Below are 20,445 nucleotides of genomic sequence, written 5' to 3' on the forward strand. Positions count from 1 at the left end.
GTTCTATCGATGTTGTGATTATTATATCTTGCTTGATTTCATGAACCATAATATATATTTGAATATAAAGATCATAACCTATAGGTTATGAAATAAGGGGGACATTCCGCGTGGAGTTGTTGCAACTGAAGTATTTTCAGACGGTGGCCCGCATGGAGCATATGACGAAAGCCGCCCACAGCTTGCATATTTCGCAACCGGCGCTCAGCAAGATGATTGCGGCGCTGGAAGCCGAGCTAGGGACCGAGCTGTTTCTGCGGGAGCGCAAGACGATCCGCCTGAACGAAAAAGGCAGGATGTTCCTCCAGCATGTGGATCTCGCGTTGGAAGCGCTGGAGGATGGCGAGCAGCGACTGCGGGATACCAACGGATCCGCTTCTCCTATGGTCACGCTGGATGTTCGGGTATCCTCGCATTTGCTTCCGGGCATACTGGCCGCTTTTCGTACGGAATGTCCAAATGCCCAATTCAACTTGCTGCAGCATGCATCACCGCTGGACCCTCGAACGAACTTCGATCTATGCCTCTCGGACGGGGCGGTGCCGCCCCCTGGGACGGAGGCCGTCTCCTTGCTCGAAGAGGATATTCTCGTTGCGGTTCCCGCCGATCATCCTCTCGCACACCGGGAACGAGTTCGCTTAAGTGAGTTAAGGGAGGATCGCTTCATTATGCTACCTTCCGGCAAGTCTTTGCGCGAAACGACGGATGCCTTCTGCCGGTTGGCCGGGTTTACACCTCGAATTCGGTTCGAGAGCGATGATCCGGCTACTGTACGAGGATTGATTCGTGCGGGACAGGGCGTTGCGTTCCTGCCGGCGATCACTTGGAGCGGATCTACCGGGCCGGACGTCAGGCTGCTACGACTCGAAGAAAGCTGGTGCAAACGATCGATTTCCCTGTCCTGGCCAAAGGATCGGTACCTGAAGCAGATCGCGGTCCAGTTCCGCGATTTTACCATCCAGTATTTCGCGAGGTTGGCCGTATCGGGAAGGATGGATTACGAATGAGGGATGTCTACGGGACAACCCTATTTTGCGCTTCATTTTAGGGATACCGCTAACTACAGCGGTCCCCGCGTCTTCTACCGGTTCTCCTTCCGATAGTCGAGCGGCGCGACGCCAATCTCCCGGAATCGTTATCGGATTTGCCACCGATCATTTCACGTTTACTTACCGGATAATGCTGGAAGCGAGAGGACTCTCACTTCTATTTCGTTTGCATCCGTACCCCAAGCACCTCCAAACCCTAATCGTGATGTACTTACTGGACTAATCGGTTGTGTAAATTATACAATACGATATGTTAACCACTAGATGCGTGGAATTTCAAATGAGGTGAAACGATGCAACGAGCACAGAAATGGCGTACAAGAGCCGTGATCCTAAGCTTGACGGCGATGCTGATGACAATTCTTTCCGGCTGCGGGGGGAACACGGGAACGAAGGAGAATCCTACGGCCGGGGAGCCGGTTTCGAAACAATATTATATTTTTGATACGGTGGTTAACATCAAATTGTTTGATGACCCCAAGGCGGAGGAGCATCTGGACCATATCGACAACATGCTGAAAACCTTGGATATCGAGCTAAGTCGTACGTTAGAAACGAGCCAACTCTACAAAGTGAATCAGGAAGCCGGCAAACAGGCGGTTGAGGTATCAGAGGATACGATGAAGGTTCTGGAACGTTCACTCGACTACGCCAAAGAGACGGACGGGCTATTCGATCCCACCGTCGGCGGTTTGGTTGATCTATGGGATATCGGGCATGAAGGGGCCCATGTCCCGGCGCCGGAGGATTTGCAGCGGGAACTCAGCCTGGTCGGTTATAAGGATGTCGTCGTGGACGAGGCCAAAAGCACCGTGTTTCTGAAACGGCCGGGGATGGTTCTGGATCTCGGCGGCATCGGGAAAGGTTACGCGGCGGACGAGGTCGCCGCTTATTTACGGGCGGAAGGCGTGAAGAGCGCGCTTGTCGACCTTGGCGGTAGCAGCATCATCGTTATCGGGAACAAGCCCAATGGAGACAGCTGGAACGTGGGCCTTCAGGATCCTGACAGCTCGCGCGGCACAACCATGGGCACGATTCGCTTAAGCGATCAGGTGATCGATACCTCCGGGATTTATGAACGATATTTCATCGAGGACGGTGTGATGTATCATCACATTCTTGATCCGAGAACTGGGGTACCGTCGCAAAACAATCTGAAGAGCGTGACGATTCTGGCGGATAATGCAACGGATGCCGACGCGCTGTCGACTTTCGTTTATGTGATGGGTCTTACGGAAGGCTTGAAGTATATCGAGGACTTGAACGATGAGACGGAAGCGATGTTCATCACGAAGGACAATAAAATTTACGTCACATCGGGACTCAAGGATACTTTTAAAGTGACGGACGGGCAATATACGCTAGTCGAAGAATAGCACGCTAGAGACGTTCAAGCGATTGAGCGTCTTTCTATTATACTAGAACGAATTGGACAAGGAGTTGGTTCCTATGAAACTGATGTTGATTTCGGATATCCACGGGTCGAGCGCTTGGCTGGATCGGGCGATGGCAAAAGTGGAAGAAGAGCGGCCTGATCAAATCATCATGTTAGGGGATTTTTTGTACCACGGGCCAAGGAATCCACTGCCGGAGGGTTACGATCCGAAACGGGTCGCGGCAACGCTTAACGGGCATAAGCATCACATCATCGCCGTGCGCGGGAACTGCGATGCTGAAGTAGACCAAATGCTGTTAGAATTTCCGATGATGGCAGATTACGCCATGCTCTTCTTCGAAGGGCGCCGAATTTACGTCACCCACGGGCATGGATTTAACATGGAGCAGCTTCCGCCGCTGGCGCCCGGCGACGTATTTATTCAGGGGCATACCCATATCCCGGTGGCCGACCGCAAGGATGGCGTTTATGTGTTGAACCCGGGATCCATCGCTTTGCCGAAAGAGAATTTCCCGAATTCTTATGGCATTTTGGAGGCGGGAACGTTTCTTGTTAAGGATTTCGCCGGTGAGACCGTAAAACGGATTGCATTCGCTCCATGATAAACGAACGAATAGAACATCAGCTGCGGACGCTCCCAGCTTCACCGGGGGTTTATTTGATGAAGGATGCGGCGGGAAACGTGATTTATGTCGGTAAGTCCAAAAACCTGCAGCAACGGGTTCGCTCTTATTTCCACATCTCTCGCAACCGCTCCAAGAAGGTGGAGAGACTGGTGCATAACATCAAAGACTTGGAGATCCGACTCACCGACACTGAATTCGAAGCTTTGATGTTGGAGTGCAGGCTGATTCGCGAGTTGAAACCGATGTATAACAAGAAAATGAAAAGCCCGCAGGGTTATACGTATATAGCCATCCGGGACAATGAGAGAATTTGGGGCTTGGAAGTCGCGGATGAGCCAGAGGATCCGGGGCTTCGCCATGTCTACGGGCCTTACACGGCTAGTCGGCATACCGTGGAGCAGGCGGTCCGTAGCCTCCGTGAAGCGTTGCATATCGCCTGCAGCCGCAGCAGTTCCTCCAGCATCGGGACCCCCTGCTTGAACCATTCGCTTGGTTTATGTCTCGGAGCCTGCTTGGGTGGGGAAGCGATCGAGATCAACAATCGTAGCCTTACTCGAATTACTGCGCTGCTGGACGGAACTGATTCCGGCCTGCGGGAGGAGTTGGAACTGCGGATGCAGGAGGCTTCCGACCGGTTTGATTTTGAAGCAGCGGCTAAAGTTAGAGATGCGTTGAACGCCATCGATCTGTTTGCCAAACAGGAGGAGATCGCCGATTTCGCTGAGCAGAACCGGAACCTTGTGGTGCTGGAGCATTTGAATGAGCAGGAAGCCAAATGCTTCTTGTTGCGGAGGAATCAAATTCTCTATAGCCAGAAATTTGGTCTGTCCGAAGCCACACATACGGCTTTGTCCAAGGAACTTGCCGATAAGGCGCTTGCCTGCTTCGGCAAAGCGGGACTCCCTTTGGCCGGTAAGTCAAGTCGCGATGAAATCGACGAAGACCGAATTATCTACCGTTATTTGCATAGCAGCGATTGCAGGCATAGGTCGATTCCGCAGACATGGATAGAGACCAACGACTCGACTCAGATTGCGCATATGCTGGAAGAGATAATTTTAATTTGAAGAATCTATGAAACTAACTTTTTATTGACAGCGTTTACATTAATTGTTTAAGTTAGAGATAGACAACGGGGCGGGACTGGTGGCTAACCGCGACAAGGTCGGGGGCGCCTGGGAGGCTTTTTGGCTGATCAATCAACAGCCAGATGCCCGAAGATCAAATGAAGGCGGCAGGGAGCGTTTAGCGACCCTGCTGTTTTTTTTCCAAAATTCAAACGGATCAGCTGATAGAATTTACCCATTTTGGGAATAACATATCCACATGCTATAAAGCGAGGAGGGAATGGTTTGCCGATCCAGGAAAGCCTGTACCCATCAATCGATGAAAACATCGCGTTGATCAAACGATTATTTCCCGGGGATTCCACCATCAAGTTCCGCACATTCCAGCATCCTTCAGTTAAGTCCTTTTCCGGCTGCCTCATTCATATTGAAGGCATGGTAAGCACCGAGACGTTAAGCAACTTCATCATTCGGCCGATCTTAAGCTTCCAGACATCCAAGGAATCCGATGATATTCCTTTCATGCAGCAGTTGATGGATGGCATTATCGAGGTCAGCGAACTCAGTTTATCGGATGATATGAATGTAATCCTGAATGAACTTCTGAGCGGCAATACGGTTCTTCTGCTTCAGGGGCATGATCAGGCCCTGATCGTTGGGACGCGGGGGTGGCAAACTCGGGCTGTGTCGGAACCGGGCACGGAAAAGTCGGTGATCGGACCAAGGGAAGGGTTCACCGAATCGCTGATCATCAATTTGTCTCTCATCCGGCGAAGAGTGAGAAGCCAGAATCTGAAATTTGAATTTCTGGAGATCGGGAAAACGACCAACACATCGGTTTGCCTTTGTTATGTCGAGGATGTCGTTTCCAAAAAGATTTTGCACCAGCTTATCAAACGGTTGGAACGTCTGGAGATCGACGCCTTATTGGATTCCGGGCAACTGCAAGAATTGATTCGCGATCACACCTTGACGCCGTTCGAAACGGTGGGCAATACGGAACGTCCCGACGCCCTGGCTGGCAAGATTTTGGAGGGACGCATTGCCGTGTTGGTGGACGGAAGCCCGTTTGTGCTGACGGTTCCTTTTCTATTCGTGGAGTATTTTCAAGTGAGCGAGGACTATTACAGCAATTACTTTTTTGGTTCGTTCAACCGGATGATTCGGTTTCTCGGCGAGTTTTTGGCCGTCAGCGTCCCGGCTATTTACGTCTCTTTGGTCACCTACAACCAAGAAATGATGCCCACGCCGCTATTGCTCAGCATTTCCGCGGCAAGGCAATCCGTGCCTTTGCCGACGGTGGCGGAATGTTTTGTCATGCTAGTCGTCTTCGAAATCCTGCGGGAGGCGGGGACCCGAATTCCGAATTCGATCGGCCAGGCGGTCAGCATCGTGGGCGCATTGGTCTTGGGACAAGCCGCGGTCGATGCGAGAGTCGTGAGTGCCCCCATGGTCATCGTCGTTGGGATTACCGGCATTACAACGCTGCTTAACGTTAAGATGAAAGCAGCCTCGATATCTACGCGTTTCATGCTGCTGGTTTTGTCCTCCTTTATGGGGCTTTACGGTTACTTGTTCGGAATGATCGGATTGGTCATTCATTTGATGAGCCTGCGTAGCTTCGGGGTGTCTTACATGCTGACGGTGGGTTCTTTCAAGGAGTCCGACATCAGGGATACGGTGATCCGGCTTCCTTGGTGGGGAGAAAAGGTCGGGGCTCCCCTGGCGCAGGCCAAACAGCGGATTCGGAAAGTCATGAGGTAACGCTAGATGGATAAGAGAGCACGCGTAAGACGGTTGGCCGTCATGCTGTGCAGCCTCACGGTTTTCACGTTATCCGGCTGCTGGAATTACCGGGAAGTCGATAAATTGACGACCGTCGCCGGGATTGCCATCGATAAAGGAGTAGAAGACGGCCAAATCAAACTGACCGTCGAGGTAGTCGACGGCTCGGGGGGGCAGGACGCGATGAGCGTCGGTTCGTCCCGGATCAGTTTATCCGGAAAGACGATGTTTGAAATCGTTCGCAGAATGATTACGGAGTCCGGTAGCCGATTATATTGGGCTCATGCCAAGTCGATCATTTTAAGCGAGGAAATCGCACGGGACGGGGCAGCGAAAATTATCGACTGGTATGTCAGGGATACGGAAACACGGGCGGATATCCATATTCTGGTGTCCGGAGAGAAGACGGCCGAGGAAGTGCTCACCAGCGATGGCAAATCGGGCGAACCGCTATCTTACAGGATCGATGATATCCTGAAAAATGAAACAAGCGTATCGAACTCCCCCACGACAGAGATCTTTGATTTCGCGGATACGATCAATACCCCCGGCATCAGCAGTATCTTGCCGATGGTTTATTCTTCGGAGAATAAGGGGGCCAAGACGGCTTCCATCCGCGGATCGGCCGTTTTCGATATCGACAAGATGCTGGGAAGGATGAATGCCCACGATACCAAGTTCGTTTTGTTTCTTCGGGACGAAATTAAAGGGGGAATTCTGACGCTGGGCGGGTACAACCGGCCACCAGGAATTTCTTTGGAGATTTTTAAGAGCAAAACCAAAGTGGAACCGGTGCTGGTGGACGGTCAGGTCGAAATCCGGGTTAAAACCCATACGGTTACGGCGGTTGACGAGGTGCAAGAAAATGTCGACTACTATACGGCAAAGGGGCAAGCAGAAATCGAGAGAATGGCGGAGGACATATTGGTCAAAGAAATGGAGAACGTGATCGAAATTGCGCAAAAGCGGTATAAACAGGATATCTTCGGCTTTGGTGACCGGATTCATAAGAAGATGCCGAAGGTATGGAAGTCGCTTGAACCCGATTGGGACGAGAAATTTTCCAGGTTGAAGGTGTCCGTACAAGCCAAGGTTGATATTAAAGGCACGGCATCGATTAGAAAACCGATCAAGACAGGGGGTGAAGAGTAGTGATCCTGCTTACGATCATCGCTTATGCCTTCATCGTGTTGTTGGATCAAGTCCAAACCTACAAAAACGGATATAAAAAGGATTTTGTCATCAGCAGCGTCATGGGTCTGCCGTCCTTCGCGGCAGCTCTGGTACTGGCCACAGGCGCTAAGCTGCCGAGTCCGACGCAGGCGATCGAACAATTGGTGGGTTTGCTATTCGGTCTATAACACGGGGGGTGGGAATTCGCAATGAACAAGGAAATGGTTACCGGCGGCGAAGCCAGAACGATTTTGATCCTGTTCATCATGGGGAGTACGATGATCCTGGGAGCGGCTGGGCAGGCCAAAAGAGACTCTTGGATCGCTATTCTGATCGCGATCGGCCTGGCTATCCCGGTCGCTCTGATTTCCGCTAGACTGCTCACGCTATATCCCGGGCAAAATCTATTCGACATTTGCCAGAACGTGTTCGGCAAAGTCCTGGGGAACTTGTTCATCCTGCTGTACGTTTGGTATGCCGTTCATTTGGCTTCGTTGGTGCTCAGAAATTATGGGGAATTCATGACGTCCGAAGCGATGCCGGAAACACCGATGCTCGTACCGATGCTGTTCGTGTGCGCGCTCAGCGTGTTCGTCGTGCTGCACGGCATTGAAACGTTGGGACGAAGTGTGCGGCTGCTCTTTAACATTTGCACGGTGACGATTTTGCTCGTGTTGTTCCTCACCATCGGAAGAATGGAGTTCAATAACGTCCTTCCGATCTTGGATCATAACTGGGGGCCGGTTTGGGAAGGTGCCTTCTCCACCTTTTCGTTCCCGTTTGCCGAAGCCTTTTTGTTAACCGCCATTTTTGGCGGAGTGAGGGACCGCAAGTCGTTTGTTCGCATTTTCCTCTTCGGGTTATTGATCGGCGGAGCCTTGATCCTGTTCATTTCGTTACGTAACATCTTCGTCTTGGGGACCTATACGATGAGCAACGTGTATTTCCCCTCCTATGCGGCCATAGGACGGATTAACGTCGGGGATTTTATTCAGCGCATCGAAGGTACGGTAGCCATTATCTTCGTGATTTGCGTCTTCGTAAAGTTCAGCGTATGCTTGTTGGCCGCAAGCCAAGGCATCGCGAAGTTGTTTCGCCTGAGCAGTTATCGTAGCGTGGTCCTTCAAACGGGTCTCCTGACCACGTATTTGGCCTATTCTTTGTTCGACAATATTATGGATATGGAGTTTTTCGCCACAAAAATATACCCTTTTTACGCATTTCCATTTCAGGTTGTGTTCCCCGTGCTTTTGCTGCTGATTGCTGAGATCAAAGTGCGGTCGGCCCGCCGGGCGAAGTCCGGATAACGACTTCGGTTTACAAGGGATGCCGCTTTGACATATCATGGGGCTATATCATACATACGGAAGGAATGTGGGGATGGAGAGAAGGACAGACGAATTTCCTAAGCCAGAAGCGATGATTTTTGACATGGATGGAACGCTATTCAAAACGGAAACGCTGTTGATTCCGGTTTTTCATAAGGTGTTTGAACAGCTGCGGGAGGAAGGACTTTATTCCGGGGAAACGCCGCCGGAAGAGCTGATCTTAGGCTGCTTGGGAATGCTGCTGCCGGATATATGGCGCCGAGTTCTCCCAAACCAAAGCGAAGCCGTGCATCGCCGTGCCGATGATCTGCTTTTGGAATTTGAACTGGAAGGGTTACAACAACTAAACACGGAGTTGTATCCACAAGTGCAGGAAACACTGCAGGAGTTGAAGCGGCGTGGTGTACGGCTGTTTGTTGCCAGCAACGGGCTGGAGCATTACGTCAAAGGCGTTGCCGAAGCGCATCGGATCTTGCCGCTGTTCGAAGGGATATTCAGTGCAGGCGAATACCAAACGGCAACGAAAGTTGCTTTGGTCAAGCTGCTTATGGATCGGCACGGTGTCTCCCACGCCTGGATGGTCGGCGACCGCTCTTCGGACGTTGAAGCCGGCAAGCGGAACGGGCTAACGGTGATCGGCTGTGCCTATGCCGGATTCGGCGATGGCAGCGAACTGGCTGGTTCCGACGTCCTGATCGGCTCCTTTGACGAGCTGATATCCCTTTACGATCAGGCGGGGGAAGCATAAACTTGGGTTGTTGAGATACGTAAAAAAAGCCGCTTTCCCTCCTAATTGGAGGGGGAAGCGACTTTTTGCTTATGCAGCCACAGCGCGTATTCCAGCGGTTTCACGATCGCTGCGCGGTACGCTTGCGAATCACCCGATTGATTGAACACCTCGCGGGCGGGCTTGGGGTTCACCTCAAGCAAGTAAATTTGGCCATGGCGGTTGATCGCCAAGTCAAGCGCAAGCTCGCACAAGGCGCCAAAGGTATCCTCCAGGTAGGCTGCGACCTCGAGACTGAGCTTCTCGGCCGATCGGCGAACCTCTTGACGCCGTTCCTCGCTTGGGATCCATTGCTTCAGCAGGGTATTCATGGCCACTGCATGGCCCCCGCCATGCAGATTGGAAGTCACGCTGCGGGGAGGTCCTACGCGGCCGGCACAACCGGTCATCTCCCAATTGCCTTGGCCGTTCTTCTGCACGAGCATCCGGTAATCGTGGACGCGGCCGTTCGGCAGCTTGATCTGAATACCTTGCTGGGCGATGAAGCGGCCGCTCCCCTTCCAACCCAGCAGGAAGGCGCTCAGACGGGATTTGTGAATTTTCTGGGGAGCGATGATGCTCCGGTTCTGACGTCGTCCCTGGATCAGGAACTGATCGCCGTCCAGTCGCTCAACCCGCAGAATACCACGGCCGCCAGTACCGTTAATCGGCTTGACATAAACGGCGGAATACTTCTTCAGCAGGCCCATCACGTCGCTGCTGCTTTGAAATAACACGGTCTCCGGCTGGTTGGATCGGAATCGGCTTTTGCGGGACAAGGTTTGATATATCGTCCATTTATTCCGTAACGGCCGGTTGAGAAAGGTTAAATGACTGTAACGGGCCCGGAACCGCAGCAGCTGTTCGAACCGTTTGCTGCGTTGAATCCGGCAACGATCGAAGATCAAATCCGGGAAGCTGCGCCATTTACGGAACCATTTCTTGGCTTTCGGGTTATACTCGAGAGCAAAAATCTGTTTTTTCTGATCGAAAACGTCCATCGGGGTGAACACGAAAATGTCCAGGCCGATTTTTTGTCCCTCCGTGATCATGCGCTGGTAGATATGCCGTTCCTCCAACTGCTTCTTATCATTGAGGTACAAGGTCAGGATGCCCAGGACGGGGTGTGACAACGATATCACCTTCCTTGCTGTAATGGGCGGACGGTTCTCTATGCTCTGGGGAAATGGGCCGCGACTCCAGGAGGAGCAGCGTTTTGCCGCTCGGGTCCCGAATCAGATCGGAAGCGTACAACCCAGCACGAAAGCACAAGCGCAGCTCCGGGACCTGGCTTAGCGAAACCCTGCAGCTTAGTTGCTTCAGTCGGGTCAACTGGGCCTGAAGCAGCTTCGCGCCGATCCCCCGGCCCCGGTACAACGGGTGCACGACAACCACGCATAGCTTGCGGCCGTAATCCGCAGTGCAAGAAATGCCGGCTAACCGCTCCCCGTCCTCCGCCCGGATCCGAGCGACGAACAGGGAGCAACCGGGTCGGTCAAGATCGCTGGGCGTCAGCCGGAGAAGCCGCCGGAGGACGGAGGGCGAGATGCGGCCAGAGCCGTATTTGCGAACGAAAGCCAGTATTTCGCCGTGCTGCAGCTCCCAAGGGACTCCGGCTTCCCGCGTCACGGCTCTAATCTCCACCACTACCGACCTCCTATAAGGTAGAATTTTTTCACGTTTACGCTTTGGATTTCGGCTGGCGGGACAAATATTGGCTATATTGGAAAATCCGCTCCAGCGATTTTTTGCGGATATGCGGCTCATCAAACTTCATCGGCTTGGCGTTCGCTTCAAAGAACCAAAGACGGCCGTCTGTGTCGACCCCTAAATCCATGGACATTTCTCCGAGCAGGTAGCTGGATTCCTTCTCGATCTGCTTGGCGATCAAGAGGGCACTGGATTTGATCCGACTTAGGAGGAGTGCCGTCATCTCGGGCCCGAAAGCCGGCAGAAGCATCTTTTCCGGATCCTCGATGCTGCCGCCTTGAGGGACATGAGTCGTAATCCGTTTCGGCCCGGCCAGACGAGCGCCAATCCCGGTCACCATCCAGATGCCTTTGCCGTTTTTTTGCACGAGCACGCGCATGTCGAAGTGGCGGCCCCGAAAGGACGTCAGTTCAATGCTTTCCTGCATGATGTACGGTGTATCGCCGGCCTCCTTCTTGATTCTTCTCCATAACAGGGGGAGCTTGGCGGTCTTATATACGACGTTTCGGCGTCGTTTTCCTTGAATCGTGAGACGGTATGGCTTGATATCGTTGGCATCCAGCCGCAACAGCATAATGCCCTTGCCGGCTTTGCCGCTTTCCGGCTTAAGGTATAGGCTACCGAATTTCTCCAGCATAGCGGCCAGGGTTTTGGGACCTATCATTTTCTTCGTATCCGGCACAAGCGTCTTGGTAGACCGACCTTTCTTCAGCCATTCAAATAAGCGCCGCTTATTGAAAAAGAAGGGATTAAAGAGATGGATGGACTCGTGCTGGATCACCTCGTCGATTTTACGGCGCACCTCCGGTTTCTTCTCATCCTCCCGCAGCGGAATGCGGTTGTAGATGACATCGGGCAAGGGGAACCATTGTTTCTTCCACGCTTTGTCCTCCGGATGGAAAAAATAGCCTTGAACACGTTTGGAGCCAAGCTTCAAGTCTTTGGCCGTTACGACATAAACGGGATATTCCAGCTCCTGCCCGGTTTTGACGAGATCCCTGAAGTTGCTGCGGTTTCCGCGGAACAGCTTGTCGTTATCATCCACCGTTAACACGGCGACGACCGGCTTCTTCTCGCTCAAGAGCGGATTGCTCATGAGCCATCCCTCCTCCGGAATTTGCTCAAGTAGAGACAATGATCCAAGATATGGTCCACCGACGCCTTCCCTTCCGCCCGGAGCGAAGGGTGCTTGAAGATCGAACGCCCCGGCTTGGCGTTGGCTTCGAACATCCATATCTTCTCCTCCCGGTCGATCCCGATATCAAAACCAATCTCGCCGATCAGATGCTGTTGATGGGATTCGATCGCTTCGGCTAGCGTGATCGCAACGGACTTGGCGTTCCGTAGCACTTCATCGGCGCGCGCCCCAAACGCTCTGCTGAGCGCTTGATCCGGTGTAAGCAGGGAGCCCCCGTTCTTCAAGTGAGTCGTGACGCTGCCTTTGCCGGCTTTTTTCGCCCCGATCCCAACGACGACCCATTGGTTTCTCCCATTCTTATGCATGTGGAACCGGAAATCGATTGGACAGCTGTCGATTTCGATCAGGCGAATGCCCTGCTGGGCCACGTAACCGCGGAGCGCCCGGCCGTGTCTGGCTTGCAGCGTACGCATCAAGCTGGCGAAGGAAGAGAAGCGCAGCAAGGCGTTGCGTCCGTTTTTCCGATACCTGGCGTAGTAACCGCTTCTCGGGATATAGGAAAGGCGGTAGATCCCATTGCCAAGGCTGCCGCTGTTTGGCTTGTAATAAACGAGGGAGTGCCTATCCAGCATCTCCTTAATTTGCTCGGGCGTCGGGCTCATGATCGACTCGGGAACGTAGCGGACGACACTGGTGTCTTTCTCCAGCAAGCGGTAGATATCGGATTTATTGAAGAAGCTCCAATTGAAAAAAGGGATCTTCCGGCGAACGAACCGTTCCCGCAGCTGATTGATCGAGCTTGTTGTTTCGGCACGGCGGCTGGGAAGACGATTGTATACAACGTCGGGCAGCGGCACCCGTTTCCGTGTGAATCGGCCGGCCTCGTTTAGAAAGTACCCGGTCACGGTATCGTCCTCCCAATGGATGTCCCGCGGGGTGAACGCAAAAATATAAGAGATCTTGCTTCCCTGCCTGAGCAGTTGTTTAATGAAACCGGTGCGTGAACCGAACGGATTGGTCTGCGAGGACACCGGGCCATCGGACAAGACGCCGATGAGCGGGCCGATCTGCACTTCCCCCTCTTGAAGGCTTCGGAGGTAGACGCCGCCGGGCTTGGGGATCTTGATGCCTCTGCGTACGCCGCTGGCCAGATAGAGATGTTTTCCCGCTTTATTAATTCGTTTGATGGTGGCGGGAACGCGTTCTCCGCCGAGTCTTAGATGCAGCGACTTTTTTCCGGACAGCTTCAGATTCTTCATTAGAGCCCCTGACACGTAAACCACCCGTTCGGGGGCTTGCGTGAAATGGACGTTGCAAAAAGTCAAACTCATGGATTTTATCCTCCTAAAAGTGATCAGGGTTTGCTCAGCAGTAAATAGCGGGCATAGCCAATCGGATTCTCCAGCGACCTTCTGGCGGTTTCCGGATCGCCGATCCGAAAGAACGAGGAGCGCCCCGGTTTGGAGTTGACCTCCAGCACCCAAACGCAGCCTTGGCGGTCTACGCCGAAGTCAAGGCCCAGTTCCGCCAGCCTGCCGAAACGGGTCTCCAGATAGGCCGGAATCAAGAGTGACAATTTGCGGATCGCTGCTTCAGCGGCTTTGCCGCCCTGGTCTCCGAGTTCTCGGATGAGAAAAGGCAGCGCCCGGTGGGCAGTACCCCCTCCATGCAGATTGGAGGTAAGCGAATCTTTACGACCGACGCGTGCCGCCATCCCCGTCAAGCTCCATTCGCCTTTGGCATTCTTCTGCATGAGGACACGCACGTCAAATGGCTCGCCTTCTGAGCTGTTCAGCTGCAAATACGGCTGAATCAGGAAGGGGCGTCTTCCGGTAAATCGGTCAACCCAATCGAGCCCGGCTTGTTTGGTGAGAAAACGGCGCCGAAACATCGTATTTCGTCCGCTCCGGCCCATCACCCTGACTTCATCGCGGGGCGGAAGCCATTTGACATGCATCGTCCGTTTTCCATGCGTTCCGTTACGAGGTTTCAAGAACGCTTCACCGTCATGGGTTTGCAGCCATTTGTCCAGCTGGACCTGCCCTTGATAAAGCACCGTCTCTGGCAAATGCTCGGCGACCTCCGGACATTCGAGCAGGGCTTGGTAGACCACCCATTTGCCCGCGAGCCCTCGGGCCAGGTAGACGAAGGGATGCTCGGTGGCCAACCGCTCGAGCAGGCGATGCTTGCGCAGCTGTTGTTTGCGGTCATGGGTTAGGCAGCGGTCGTAAATAATGTCCGGCCTGGGGGACCATTTGCGAATCCAGGTCCCATGTTCAAAGGTGTAGGACGGAATGCCAACGGCATTCCCTGATGCGATCCAGCCTAAGCAGAAGACCATTACAGAGAGGCCCTGCTTTTCACCGATATGGCATAATCTGCGACAGAACGCGGCTTCCGCGAATGGATATGGCCCGTCGCTTTCGGCGACTAGGATCCCAATGGTCCCTTGTGGTGTCTTGTTCATGCGGAATCCCTCCTTCCAAGAGGCCCTAAGGGTTACGTTTAAAAGCCGGACAAATAACGGGTGTATTCAATCACTTGCTTAACCGAAGGTCGAATTTTGCCTTCGCCCATTGGGGTGTTGTCATTTTTGGATGGCTTGGAGTTGACCTCCAGCAGCCACACCCGGCCGCTTGTTTCTACGGCCAAATCGATACCGAACTCCCCAAAGTGGGCCGGAATTTGCGCATCGACACTCTGGGCGATATCCAGGGCCGCTTTCTTCAGCTTCGCGGCGACTTTACCTTTAACCCCTTGCGGCAGCGAACTGCGGGCGATCGCGTCTTTCACCGTGCTGAGGGTACCGCCGCGGGCCAGGTTGGAGACGAAATGCTGACTTCCGGCAATCCGTGCCACAATGGAGGTCGTGTTCCATTTGCCGGAGATGTTCTTCTGAACCAGCGCACGAAAATCCACCGGCCGATGATCCACCTCGATCAAATGAAGCCCCTGCTGGATCTGGTAGCGGGTCGCCTTCATTTTGCCGGAGAGCGATGTAAATACTTTGTTGAGATTCGGGTAAACCTGCCGCCGCGTGCCGCCAACCTGGGCGGTTAACGTCTGAAAGGCTCCGCCTTCGAGCCGCGAAATGCGGATGATCCCCTTGCCTAGGCTTCCTTTAATCGGTTTCAGGAAGACGACCGGATATTTGGCGCACATTGCTTTCAGCATGGCGTAATTACGGAACAGATGGGATTCCGGCAAGTAGCGCTGCACGGAAGTGTCTCGACCCAGGGCGTCGAACACTTCGGTTTTGTCGAGATATTTTTCGTTGAAAAAATGGCTCCCGTAGCGGGATTTTACTTCTTTCATAAAATGCTGTACGCTAGGTTTATTCTCCAATTTCCGCGAATTCAGCCGGTTATAGAAGACGTCTGCGGCAGGCAGATGGGTTTGCTTCCACCCGTTGCCATAGACCCAGCCCGAGACCTGACCTGTGCTTGTGCCGATGTGTTTAGGCGTGAAGAAGTAAACGAAAACCCCTTGGCGCGAGCAGGCGTTAACGAGCTCCTTACAGAACAAGGTCATCTGGCCAAACGGCCTTTCCGGATTGCCGGGGAAGTCCTGGCTGAGCAGTATGCCTAGCAGCGGACCCAATTGAAGGGTGGAGGAATGCGGCCGGTAGATGAGACGCAGCGACGATCGCGGCGGGATCCCCATTTTGCTTGCTAGACTGGAACTCATGCGAACTCCGTCGGATCTGGATAAAGGAATAACTTTGACGCGGTGCCGGAATGATCCGAAGGTGAGCAGAAGCGGAAGATGCGTCGGGATTTTCCATTGTTTGATCAGCATGTCTCCAAGCACGAGAATGTCGTCTTCAAGAATGCCCGGACTCATGATTTGTACCGTAATTTTTTTGGAGGGCATGAATGCGGATCTCCTTCCAAGCTAAGCTAGAGTCTTGGATGCAAGTAAAGATCATCTGCGTTAAATGCGTGTAATGCATCATATGAGGACATAGAATCCTTGGTGATTAACCTATGCCCGTTTTCGGCGGCCCTAAGGCGAAGGGATGAACCGTCCTTTTCCTTGCCGGGCGCGGTCCGAGGGCGGATTTCGCGGGAGATAGTTAGGGCGGCAGCCTAAGAGAAAGAAGGTGGAGGAAGGATGCCCGATTGGCTTTACGTGTTGGTAAGCGTTACAGTGGCAGCTTTTGTTGGCGGTGTCACCAATCACTTTGCGATTAAAATGCTGTTCCATCCGCGCAACCCCATACATATTGGTAAGTTTCACGTCCCCTTTACGCCGGGACTCATTCCGAAACGCCGCGATGATATCGCCGAGTCACTTGGTCAGGTCGTGGCGGAGTATCTCGTGACAGCCGAAGGGCTGCAGGAAACGGTGCAGCGCCCAGAGTTCCGGAGCAAGGCGGATAACGCCTTGCGCGGCATCGTTGAACGCCTAGGCTCCAGCGAGTCGACGCTGCGGCAAGCCGCGATGCGCGTATGGAGCGAGGCGGAATATGAAGCGCTGAAAACTCGCTTGGCGACCGGGGTTAGAGAAACGGCCATGCGGGGTTTGACTCGACTGTGGGAACATTCGGAACTGGGGGAGCTGCCGCTAAAGCGGCTTGTTCCCGGATGGTCCGAAGAGAACCGTAAGGCCTGGAGCGCCGCGCTGGCCGGAGCATTATTGGGCGTTGTTGAGGAGGAACTGTTGTCTGCCAGCGGACAGCGAATGCTGTCGAGAATGGCGGCAGGGATGATGGACAAGGCGGGCGGATTCCTCGGTACGATGGCCGCGATCTTTATGGATGAGGATAAATTGGTGCAAAAAATGACCCCGGCGCTCGTTCAAGCGCTGCGCGGCGAAGAGGCCGTGAGCAAAACGGCCCGGGCGATCGAATCCCGTCTGGAGCTGTACGGCGAGAAGCCGGTGGCGGAACTGTTAGCCGCTTTGACCGGCGAGGAGGCGCTTCATTGGTTAGGCGGCAAGCTGGAGCAGCTGCCGCTGGAACGGTGGCTGGAGCAGGCGGAGAATCTGCCGCTCCGCTCGTTGATCGAACCGTGGAAAACGCAGGTCATCGCGATGGTTCCGGTGCTGACGGAGCGGCTGCTGCGCCTCATCGCCAAGGGAATTCCCGCGGCGATGCAGGCGGTTGATTTGCCGGGCCTCGTCGAGGAGCAGGTGCAGAAATTTCCGGTGGAACGCCTGGAGGAGGTTATCCTCAGCGTCTCGGGCAAGGAATTTCGCGCCATTACCTGGCTCGGCGTATTGCTTGGCGGAATTATCGGTTTATTCCAGTCGCTGCTGATGCTGTGGATGGGATAGGGGGATAGGGCGGAAAACTGCCTGTTGAACCGCCCGGGCTGCAAGATCGGGCTTGCCATGGCGCGTGCGTAGTAGTAGTGACAATGTAACAACAACGAATCTTTTGTCTAACGCTTATGAGGAACGCGATTTGAGCCGAAAAGAGGAAAAGAAAATTCTAACGCTTGCTGTAAGGCTTATTTCCCGATTTTTGCATAAAACGGGGGTCGTTCCAACCCAATAAGGTGTCTGATCCGCGTTACATGTGGAAACCCTTGATTATTGGGCAAATAAGCATCCTGATCAGCGTTAGCGTAAGTAGTAGTAGTAGTAGTTGTTGTTGTTGTTGTTGTTGTTGCGACATTAGCCCAGGGTGTTACATCGTTCGCCCAATATAGTACGGAGCAGGCCTGCCCTAAGGCTGCTTATACCCTAAAATAAAATTTGGAGGTTTATCAATGAACATTTACGACAAAGCGCATGAACTGGCGGCTGCCTTGAAGGATAGCCCAGAGGTTAACGAAATTACAGCCGCGATGAAGCTGGTGGATGCTGATCCCGAGAGCAAACGGATGCTGGATGAATTCCGGGTTCGCCAAAATGAAGTGCAGCAACGAATGATGACTGGAGAAATGCCGTCGCAGGAAGAAATGGAACGGATGGAGAAACAGTTCGAGGTGCTGAGCTTGAACCTTAATATCCGTCGTTTGTTTGACGCCGAACGTCGCCTAAGTGTGATCATTCAGGACGTCAACAAAATTATTACGGATAGTCTAGCTCACTTGTACGGCTCGGGGATCTAAATCCCCGTTTCCGTTCGTATCCTCCATTTGCAAGTTTCTATCATATTCCTTCAGCTCCGTTCATAGAGATAGAAGAGACAAGGTACAACGAACCGAATCTCATATCTCGTAATCTATGAAATAAAGGAGCTGCGGAAGATGAAAACCGTAAAAAAACCAAGCAAATGGAAGCATGTCGTTTATCTGATTCTGGCATTGGCGATGCTCATATATGCGCTGCCTATGATTTCTTTTGAACCTGGAGCTGGTTGGGTGTCGCTGTTTGGCGCGGTGTGGGCAGGGTTTGCGTTCCTCGTGATCGGGGCGCACCTGCATTTCCTCTTAGGCGTAGGGGAGGAGAAGCAACGCGAGCTGGATCGAATCCGGCGGGCGAAATACCGTGAATGGGAGCTCCAATGGCAGGAGGACGGCAAACGCGGCGAAAATGCATAAGTGGCAGGCAACGGAACTGACGGCTGGCCAGAAAATGGACAGGGACTGTCTTGGAAGATCACCATTCTTCCAGGACAGTCCCTTTTTACGTTTGTACTTGCCGGGGGCACTAATTCTCGCCGTCGCCGGTCAGCATTTGATCGTTGCCTGCTCCCGGCGGAACCATCGGATACACGTTTTGCTCTTCCCGAACATTAAATTCCATCAGAACGGGGCCGGGGAGGGCCATCGCCTGTTGGATGATCGCATCGGCTTCTTCCGGCGTCTGCGCCCGGAGCCCGGGAACCCCGTATGCGCCGGCAAAAGCGACAAAATCGGGGGATGTGATGTGCACGGAGGAATATCGTCGTTCATAGAACAACTGCTGCCATTGCCGGACCATCCCCAAATAGCCATTGTTTAGGATGGCGATTTTGACCGGCAAGCCGTAATCGACGGCCGTCATCATCTCCTGCAGATTCATTTGGAAGCTGCCGTCCCCAGTGATGCAGACGACCGGCGGGGCGGCGGGCCCGCCCAGGGCAATGGCCGCGCCAATCGCAGCCGGGAAGCCGAAGCCCATCGTACCTAAACCTCCCGAAGTGAGGAAGGATCGGGGGCGGGAGAACCGGTAGTGATGGGCGGTCCAGATTTGATGCTGCCCGACATCGGTTGCCACCACCGCGTTACCTTGGGTATGCTTATCGATCAGCCGAATGACCTCCTGTGGATTCAACGATCCTGCAGCCTCATCGCTATAATGCGGCACCTTCCTCTGCCATCCGGCCGTTTCCTCCGGCCAATCGGTCTTCTCGGGCCCTTTCACGTAAGCGTTCAACCTCCGTAGCAACTTTCCGATATCCCCGCAGAGCTTAAGCTCCACTGGAATGTTCTTGTCCAGCTCGGCATCATCGATGTCCACATGAATCTTCCAGGCGTTAGGGGCGAACGATTTCGCATTGCCGGATAACCGATCGTTTAACCGCGTGCCGAGGCAAATCAGCAAATCCGCATGATGGACCGCTCGGTTCGCGGCATAGGTGCCGTGCATTCCCAGCATCCCGAGATAGAGCGGATGGCGGGACGGGAAGGCGCCGATGCCCATCAGCGTAGTGGCAACCGGGATTTGCGCAGTTTCCGCTAGCTGGCGCAGCTGCTCGGCGGCGCCGGATGCCGCTGCGCCGCCGCCTACCACGAGGACCGGGCGGCGGGAGGACTCGATCTTGCCGGCAATGAGCCGCACGGCCTCTTCGCTGATCTCGGATTGGGGTTCGTATCCGCGAATATGAACTTCGATGGCGGGCCTTTGGTCTGTACGGGCGGTCATGATGTTTTTGGGCAGATCGATAAGCACAGGCCCAGGTCTCCCGGTGACCGCGAGATGGAAAGCCTCTTTGACGATTCGAGGCAAATCGCGGATGTCCATCACGGAATAATTATGTTTGGTCACGTCCATCGTCATTCCGTAAATATTGACCTCCTGGAAGCTGTCCCGACCGATCAGGTCGGTGGAAACCTGACCCGTCAGCACAACCATCGGGACCGAGTCCATATAGGCGTTAGCGATACCCGTGACCGCATTTGTCGCCCCTGGCCCGGAGGTGACGAGCGCGACCCCGGCCTGTCCCGTGACTCGGGCATATCCGTCCGCCGCATGCACGGCGGCTTGCTCATGCCGGGTTAGAATATGATGGATTTCTAGGCAATCGTACAGCGCATCGTAGATCGGAATGACCGCACCGCCGGGATATCCGAAGATCGTGTCGACCTGTTCCGCACGCAAGCACTCGATCAGCAGCTCCGCTCCGTTTTTGGCGGTGGGTAACTTGGTTTCATGGATGTTGTTCATTTAAACTTACCTCCCGGTGGAATTTTGACCATTTTATCGCGAGGGGTTTGCATTTGGAGTGATTCCAGTCATAAAACGGCGCGGATCA

Annotated in this window: 19 protein-coding genes; 12 read left to right on the top strand and 7 right to left on the bottom strand. The window is 53.7% G+C overall.

Features of this window, described 5'->3' with window-relative positions:
- The first annotated feature begins 110 nt into the window (after positions 1-110).
- The 9 genes from MKZ15_RS07550 to MKZ15_RS07590 all read left to right on the top strand — a co-directional run bounded on the left by MKZ15_RS07550 (position 111) and on the right by MKZ15_RS07590 (position 9,172).
- Positions 111-1,007, top strand: a complete 897-nt coding sequence (locus MKZ15_RS07550; protein ID WP_193418231.1) for a LysR family transcriptional regulator — start codon at positions 111-113, stop codon at positions 1,005-1,007.
- A 335-nt stretch (positions 1,008-1,342) separates the two neighbouring features.
- Positions 1,343-2,425: an FAD:protein FMN transferase gene (locus MKZ15_RS07555; protein ID WP_193418218.1), complete on the top strand. Its 1,083-nt coding sequence runs from the start codon at positions 1,343-1,345 to the stop codon at positions 2,423-2,425.
- Between the two features lie 73 nt (positions 2,426-2,498).
- Positions 2,499-3,047 (top strand): phosphodiesterase, encoded by a 549-nt coding sequence (yfcE, locus tag MKZ15_RS07560; protein ID WP_155607155.1) that lies wholly within the window; start codon positions 2,499-2,501, stop codon positions 3,045-3,047.
- Positions 3,044-4,138: a GIY-YIG nuclease family protein gene (locus MKZ15_RS07565; RefSeq protein WP_339821020.1), complete on the top strand. Its 1,095-nt coding sequence runs from the start codon at positions 3,044-3,046 to the stop codon at positions 4,136-4,138. The genes yfcE and MKZ15_RS07565 overlap by 4 nt, the downstream gene beginning before the upstream one ends.
- A gap of 285 nt (positions 4,139-4,423) precedes the next feature.
- Positions 4,424-5,902 carry a spore germination protein gene (locus tag MKZ15_RS07570; protein WP_213621974.1) on the top strand — a complete coding sequence of 493 codons (1,479 nt, stop codon included), beginning with the start codon at positions 4,424-4,426 and terminating at the stop codon, positions 5,900-5,902.
- Positions 5,903-5,908: 6 nt separating this feature from the next.
- On the top strand, positions 5,909-7,075 hold the full coding sequence (locus tag MKZ15_RS07575; RefSeq protein ID WP_339821022.1) for a Ger(x)C family spore germination protein: 1,167 nt from the start codon (positions 5,909-5,911) through the stop codon (positions 7,073-7,075).
- Entirely contained in the window at positions 7,075-7,284 is a 210-nt protein-coding gene (locus MKZ15_RS07580) for a hypothetical protein (RefSeq protein WP_193418214.1), read from the top strand. Before MKZ15_RS07575 ends, MKZ15_RS07580 begins: the two co-directional genes overlap by 1 nt.
- A gap of 21 nt (positions 7,285-7,305) precedes the next feature.
- Positions 7,306-8,403: an endospore germination permease gene (locus tag MKZ15_RS07585; RefSeq protein ID WP_339821024.1), complete on the top strand. Its 1,098-nt coding sequence runs from the start codon at positions 7,306-7,308 to the stop codon at positions 8,401-8,403.
- Between the two features lie 73 nt (positions 8,404-8,476).
- A complete protein-coding gene (locus MKZ15_RS07590) occupies positions 8,477-9,172 on the top strand; it encodes an HAD family hydrolase (protein ID WP_339821026.1) in 696 nt (231 codons plus the stop codon).
- A 41-nt stretch (positions 9,173-9,213) separates the two neighbouring features.
- Here MKZ15_RS07590 and MKZ15_RS07595 read toward each other — a convergent pair whose 3' ends face one another.
- From MKZ15_RS07595 to MKZ15_RS07620, 6 genes are read right to left on the bottom strand one after another with little or no spacing between them, the layout of a single operon-like run.
- On the bottom strand, positions 9,214-10,323 hold the full coding sequence (locus tag MKZ15_RS07595) for a YheC/YheD family protein (protein WP_193418211.1): 1,110 nt from the start codon (positions 10,321-10,323) through the stop codon (positions 9,214-9,216).
- Complete coding sequence (locus tag MKZ15_RS07600; protein ID WP_193418209.1) at positions 10,280-10,834, bottom strand: GNAT family N-acetyltransferase; 555 nt, start codon at positions 10,832-10,834, stop codon at positions 10,280-10,282. Before MKZ15_RS07600 ends, MKZ15_RS07595 begins: the two co-directional genes overlap by 44 nt.
- A 37-nt stretch (positions 10,835-10,871) precedes the next feature.
- Positions 10,872-11,996: a YheC/YheD family protein gene (locus tag MKZ15_RS07605; RefSeq protein ID WP_193418207.1), complete on the bottom strand. Its 1,125-nt coding sequence runs from the start codon at positions 11,994-11,996 to the stop codon at positions 10,872-10,874.
- Positions 11,993-13,369, bottom strand: coding sequence for a YheC/YheD family protein (locus MKZ15_RS07610; RefSeq protein ID WP_155607165.1), 1,377 nt, complete (start codon positions 13,367-13,369; stop codon positions 11,993-11,995). Before MKZ15_RS07610 ends, MKZ15_RS07605 begins: the two co-directional genes overlap by 4 nt.
- A 23-nt stretch (positions 13,370-13,392) precedes the next feature.
- Positions 13,393-14,505 (bottom strand): YheC/YheD family protein, encoded by a 1,113-nt coding sequence (locus MKZ15_RS07615; RefSeq protein WP_339821029.1) that lies wholly within the window; start codon positions 14,503-14,505, stop codon positions 13,393-13,395.
- 38 nt (positions 14,506-14,543) lie between these two features.
- Positions 14,544-15,911, bottom strand: coding sequence for a YheC/YheD family protein (locus MKZ15_RS07620; RefSeq protein ID WP_193418203.1), 1,368 nt, complete (start codon positions 15,909-15,911; stop codon positions 14,544-14,546).
- A gap of 240 nt (positions 15,912-16,151) precedes the next feature.
- Here MKZ15_RS07620 and MKZ15_RS07625 point away from each other — a divergent pair, with 240 nt between their 5' ends.
- The 3 genes from MKZ15_RS07625 to MKZ15_RS07635 all read left to right on the top strand — a co-directional run bounded on the left by MKZ15_RS07625 (position 16,152) and on the right by MKZ15_RS07635 (position 18,529).
- Positions 16,152-17,315 (top strand): DUF445 family protein, encoded by a 1,164-nt coding sequence (locus tag MKZ15_RS07625; RefSeq protein ID WP_193418201.1) that lies wholly within the window; start codon positions 16,152-16,154, stop codon positions 17,313-17,315.
- 437 nt (positions 17,316-17,752) lie between these two features.
- A complete protein-coding gene (locus MKZ15_RS07630; protein ID WP_155607169.1) occupies positions 17,753-18,097 on the top strand; it encodes a YlbF family regulator in 345 nt (114 codons plus the stop codon).
- A 138-nt stretch (positions 18,098-18,235) separates the two neighbouring features.
- A complete protein-coding gene (locus MKZ15_RS07635; protein WP_193418199.1) occupies positions 18,236-18,529 on the top strand; it encodes a hypothetical protein in 294 nt (97 codons plus the stop codon).
- 109 nt (positions 18,530-18,638) lie between these two features.
- Here MKZ15_RS07635 and ilvB read toward each other — a convergent pair whose 3' ends face one another.
- Positions 18,639-20,357, bottom strand: a complete 1,719-nt coding sequence (ilvB, locus tag MKZ15_RS07640; RefSeq protein ID WP_339821031.1) for a biosynthetic-type acetolactate synthase large subunit — start codon at positions 20,355-20,357, stop codon at positions 18,639-18,641.
- Between the last annotated feature and the right edge of the window lie 88 nt (positions 20,358-20,445).

It is taken from the genome of Paenibacillus sp. FSL R7-0216, assembly GCF_037969915.1.
Classification (GTDB): domain Bacteria; phylum Bacillota; class Bacilli; order Paenibacillales; family Paenibacillaceae; genus Fontibacillus; species Fontibacillus rhizolycopersici.

Excerpts from the sequence above, each read along its gene's own strand:
- MKZ15_RS07615 (WP_339821029.1), bottom strand. The coding sequence starts at position 14,505 with ATGAACAAGACACCACAAGGGACCATTGGGATCCTAGTCGCCGAAAGC.
- MKZ15_RS07555 (WP_193418218.1), top strand. The coding sequence starts at position 1,343 with ATGCAACGAGCACAGAAATGGCGTACAAGAGCCGTGATCCTAAGCTTG.
- MKZ15_RS07565 (WP_339821020.1), top strand. The coding sequence starts at position 3,044 with ATGATAAACGAACGAATAGAACATCAGCTGCGGACGCTCCCAGCTTCA.
- MKZ15_RS07630 (WP_155607169.1), top strand. The coding sequence starts at position 17,753 with ATGAACATTTACGACAAAGCGCATGAACTGGCGGCTGCCTTGAAGGAT.
- MKZ15_RS07625 (WP_193418201.1), top strand. The coding sequence starts at position 16,152 with ATGCCCGATTGGCTTTACGTGTTGGTAAGCGTTACAGTGGCAGCTTTT.
- MKZ15_RS07590 (WP_339821026.1), top strand. The coding sequence starts at position 8,477 with ATGGAGAGAAGGACAGACGAATTTCCTAAGCCAGAAGCGATGATTTTT.
- MKZ15_RS07575 (WP_339821022.1), top strand. The coding sequence starts at position 5,909 with ATGGATAAGAGAGCACGCGTAAGACGGTTGGCCGTCATGCTGTGCAGC.
- yfcE (WP_155607155.1), top strand. The coding sequence starts at position 2,499 with ATGAAACTGATGTTGATTTCGGATATCCACGGGTCGAGCGCTTGGCTG.
- MKZ15_RS07610 (WP_155607165.1), bottom strand. The coding sequence starts at position 13,369 with ATGAGTTTGACTTTTTGCAACGTCCATTTCACGCAAGCCCCCGAACGG.
- MKZ15_RS07585 (WP_339821024.1), top strand. The coding sequence starts at position 7,306 with ATGAACAAGGAAATGGTTACCGGCGGCGAAGCCAGAACGATTTTGATC.
- ilvB (WP_339821031.1), bottom strand. The coding sequence starts at position 20,357 with ATGAACAACATCCATGAAACCAAGTTACCCACCGCCAAAAACGGAGCG.
- MKZ15_RS07605 (WP_193418207.1), bottom strand. The coding sequence starts at position 11,996 with ATGAGCAATCCGCTCTTGAGCGAGAAGAAGCCGGTCGTCGCCGTGTTA.
- MKZ15_RS07635 (WP_193418199.1), top strand. The coding sequence starts at position 18,236 with ATGAAAACCGTAAAAAAACCAAGCAAATGGAAGCATGTCGTTTATCTG.
- MKZ15_RS07620 (WP_193418203.1), bottom strand. The coding sequence starts at position 15,911 with ATGCCCTCCAAAAAAATTACGGTACAAATCATGAGTCCGGGCATTCTT.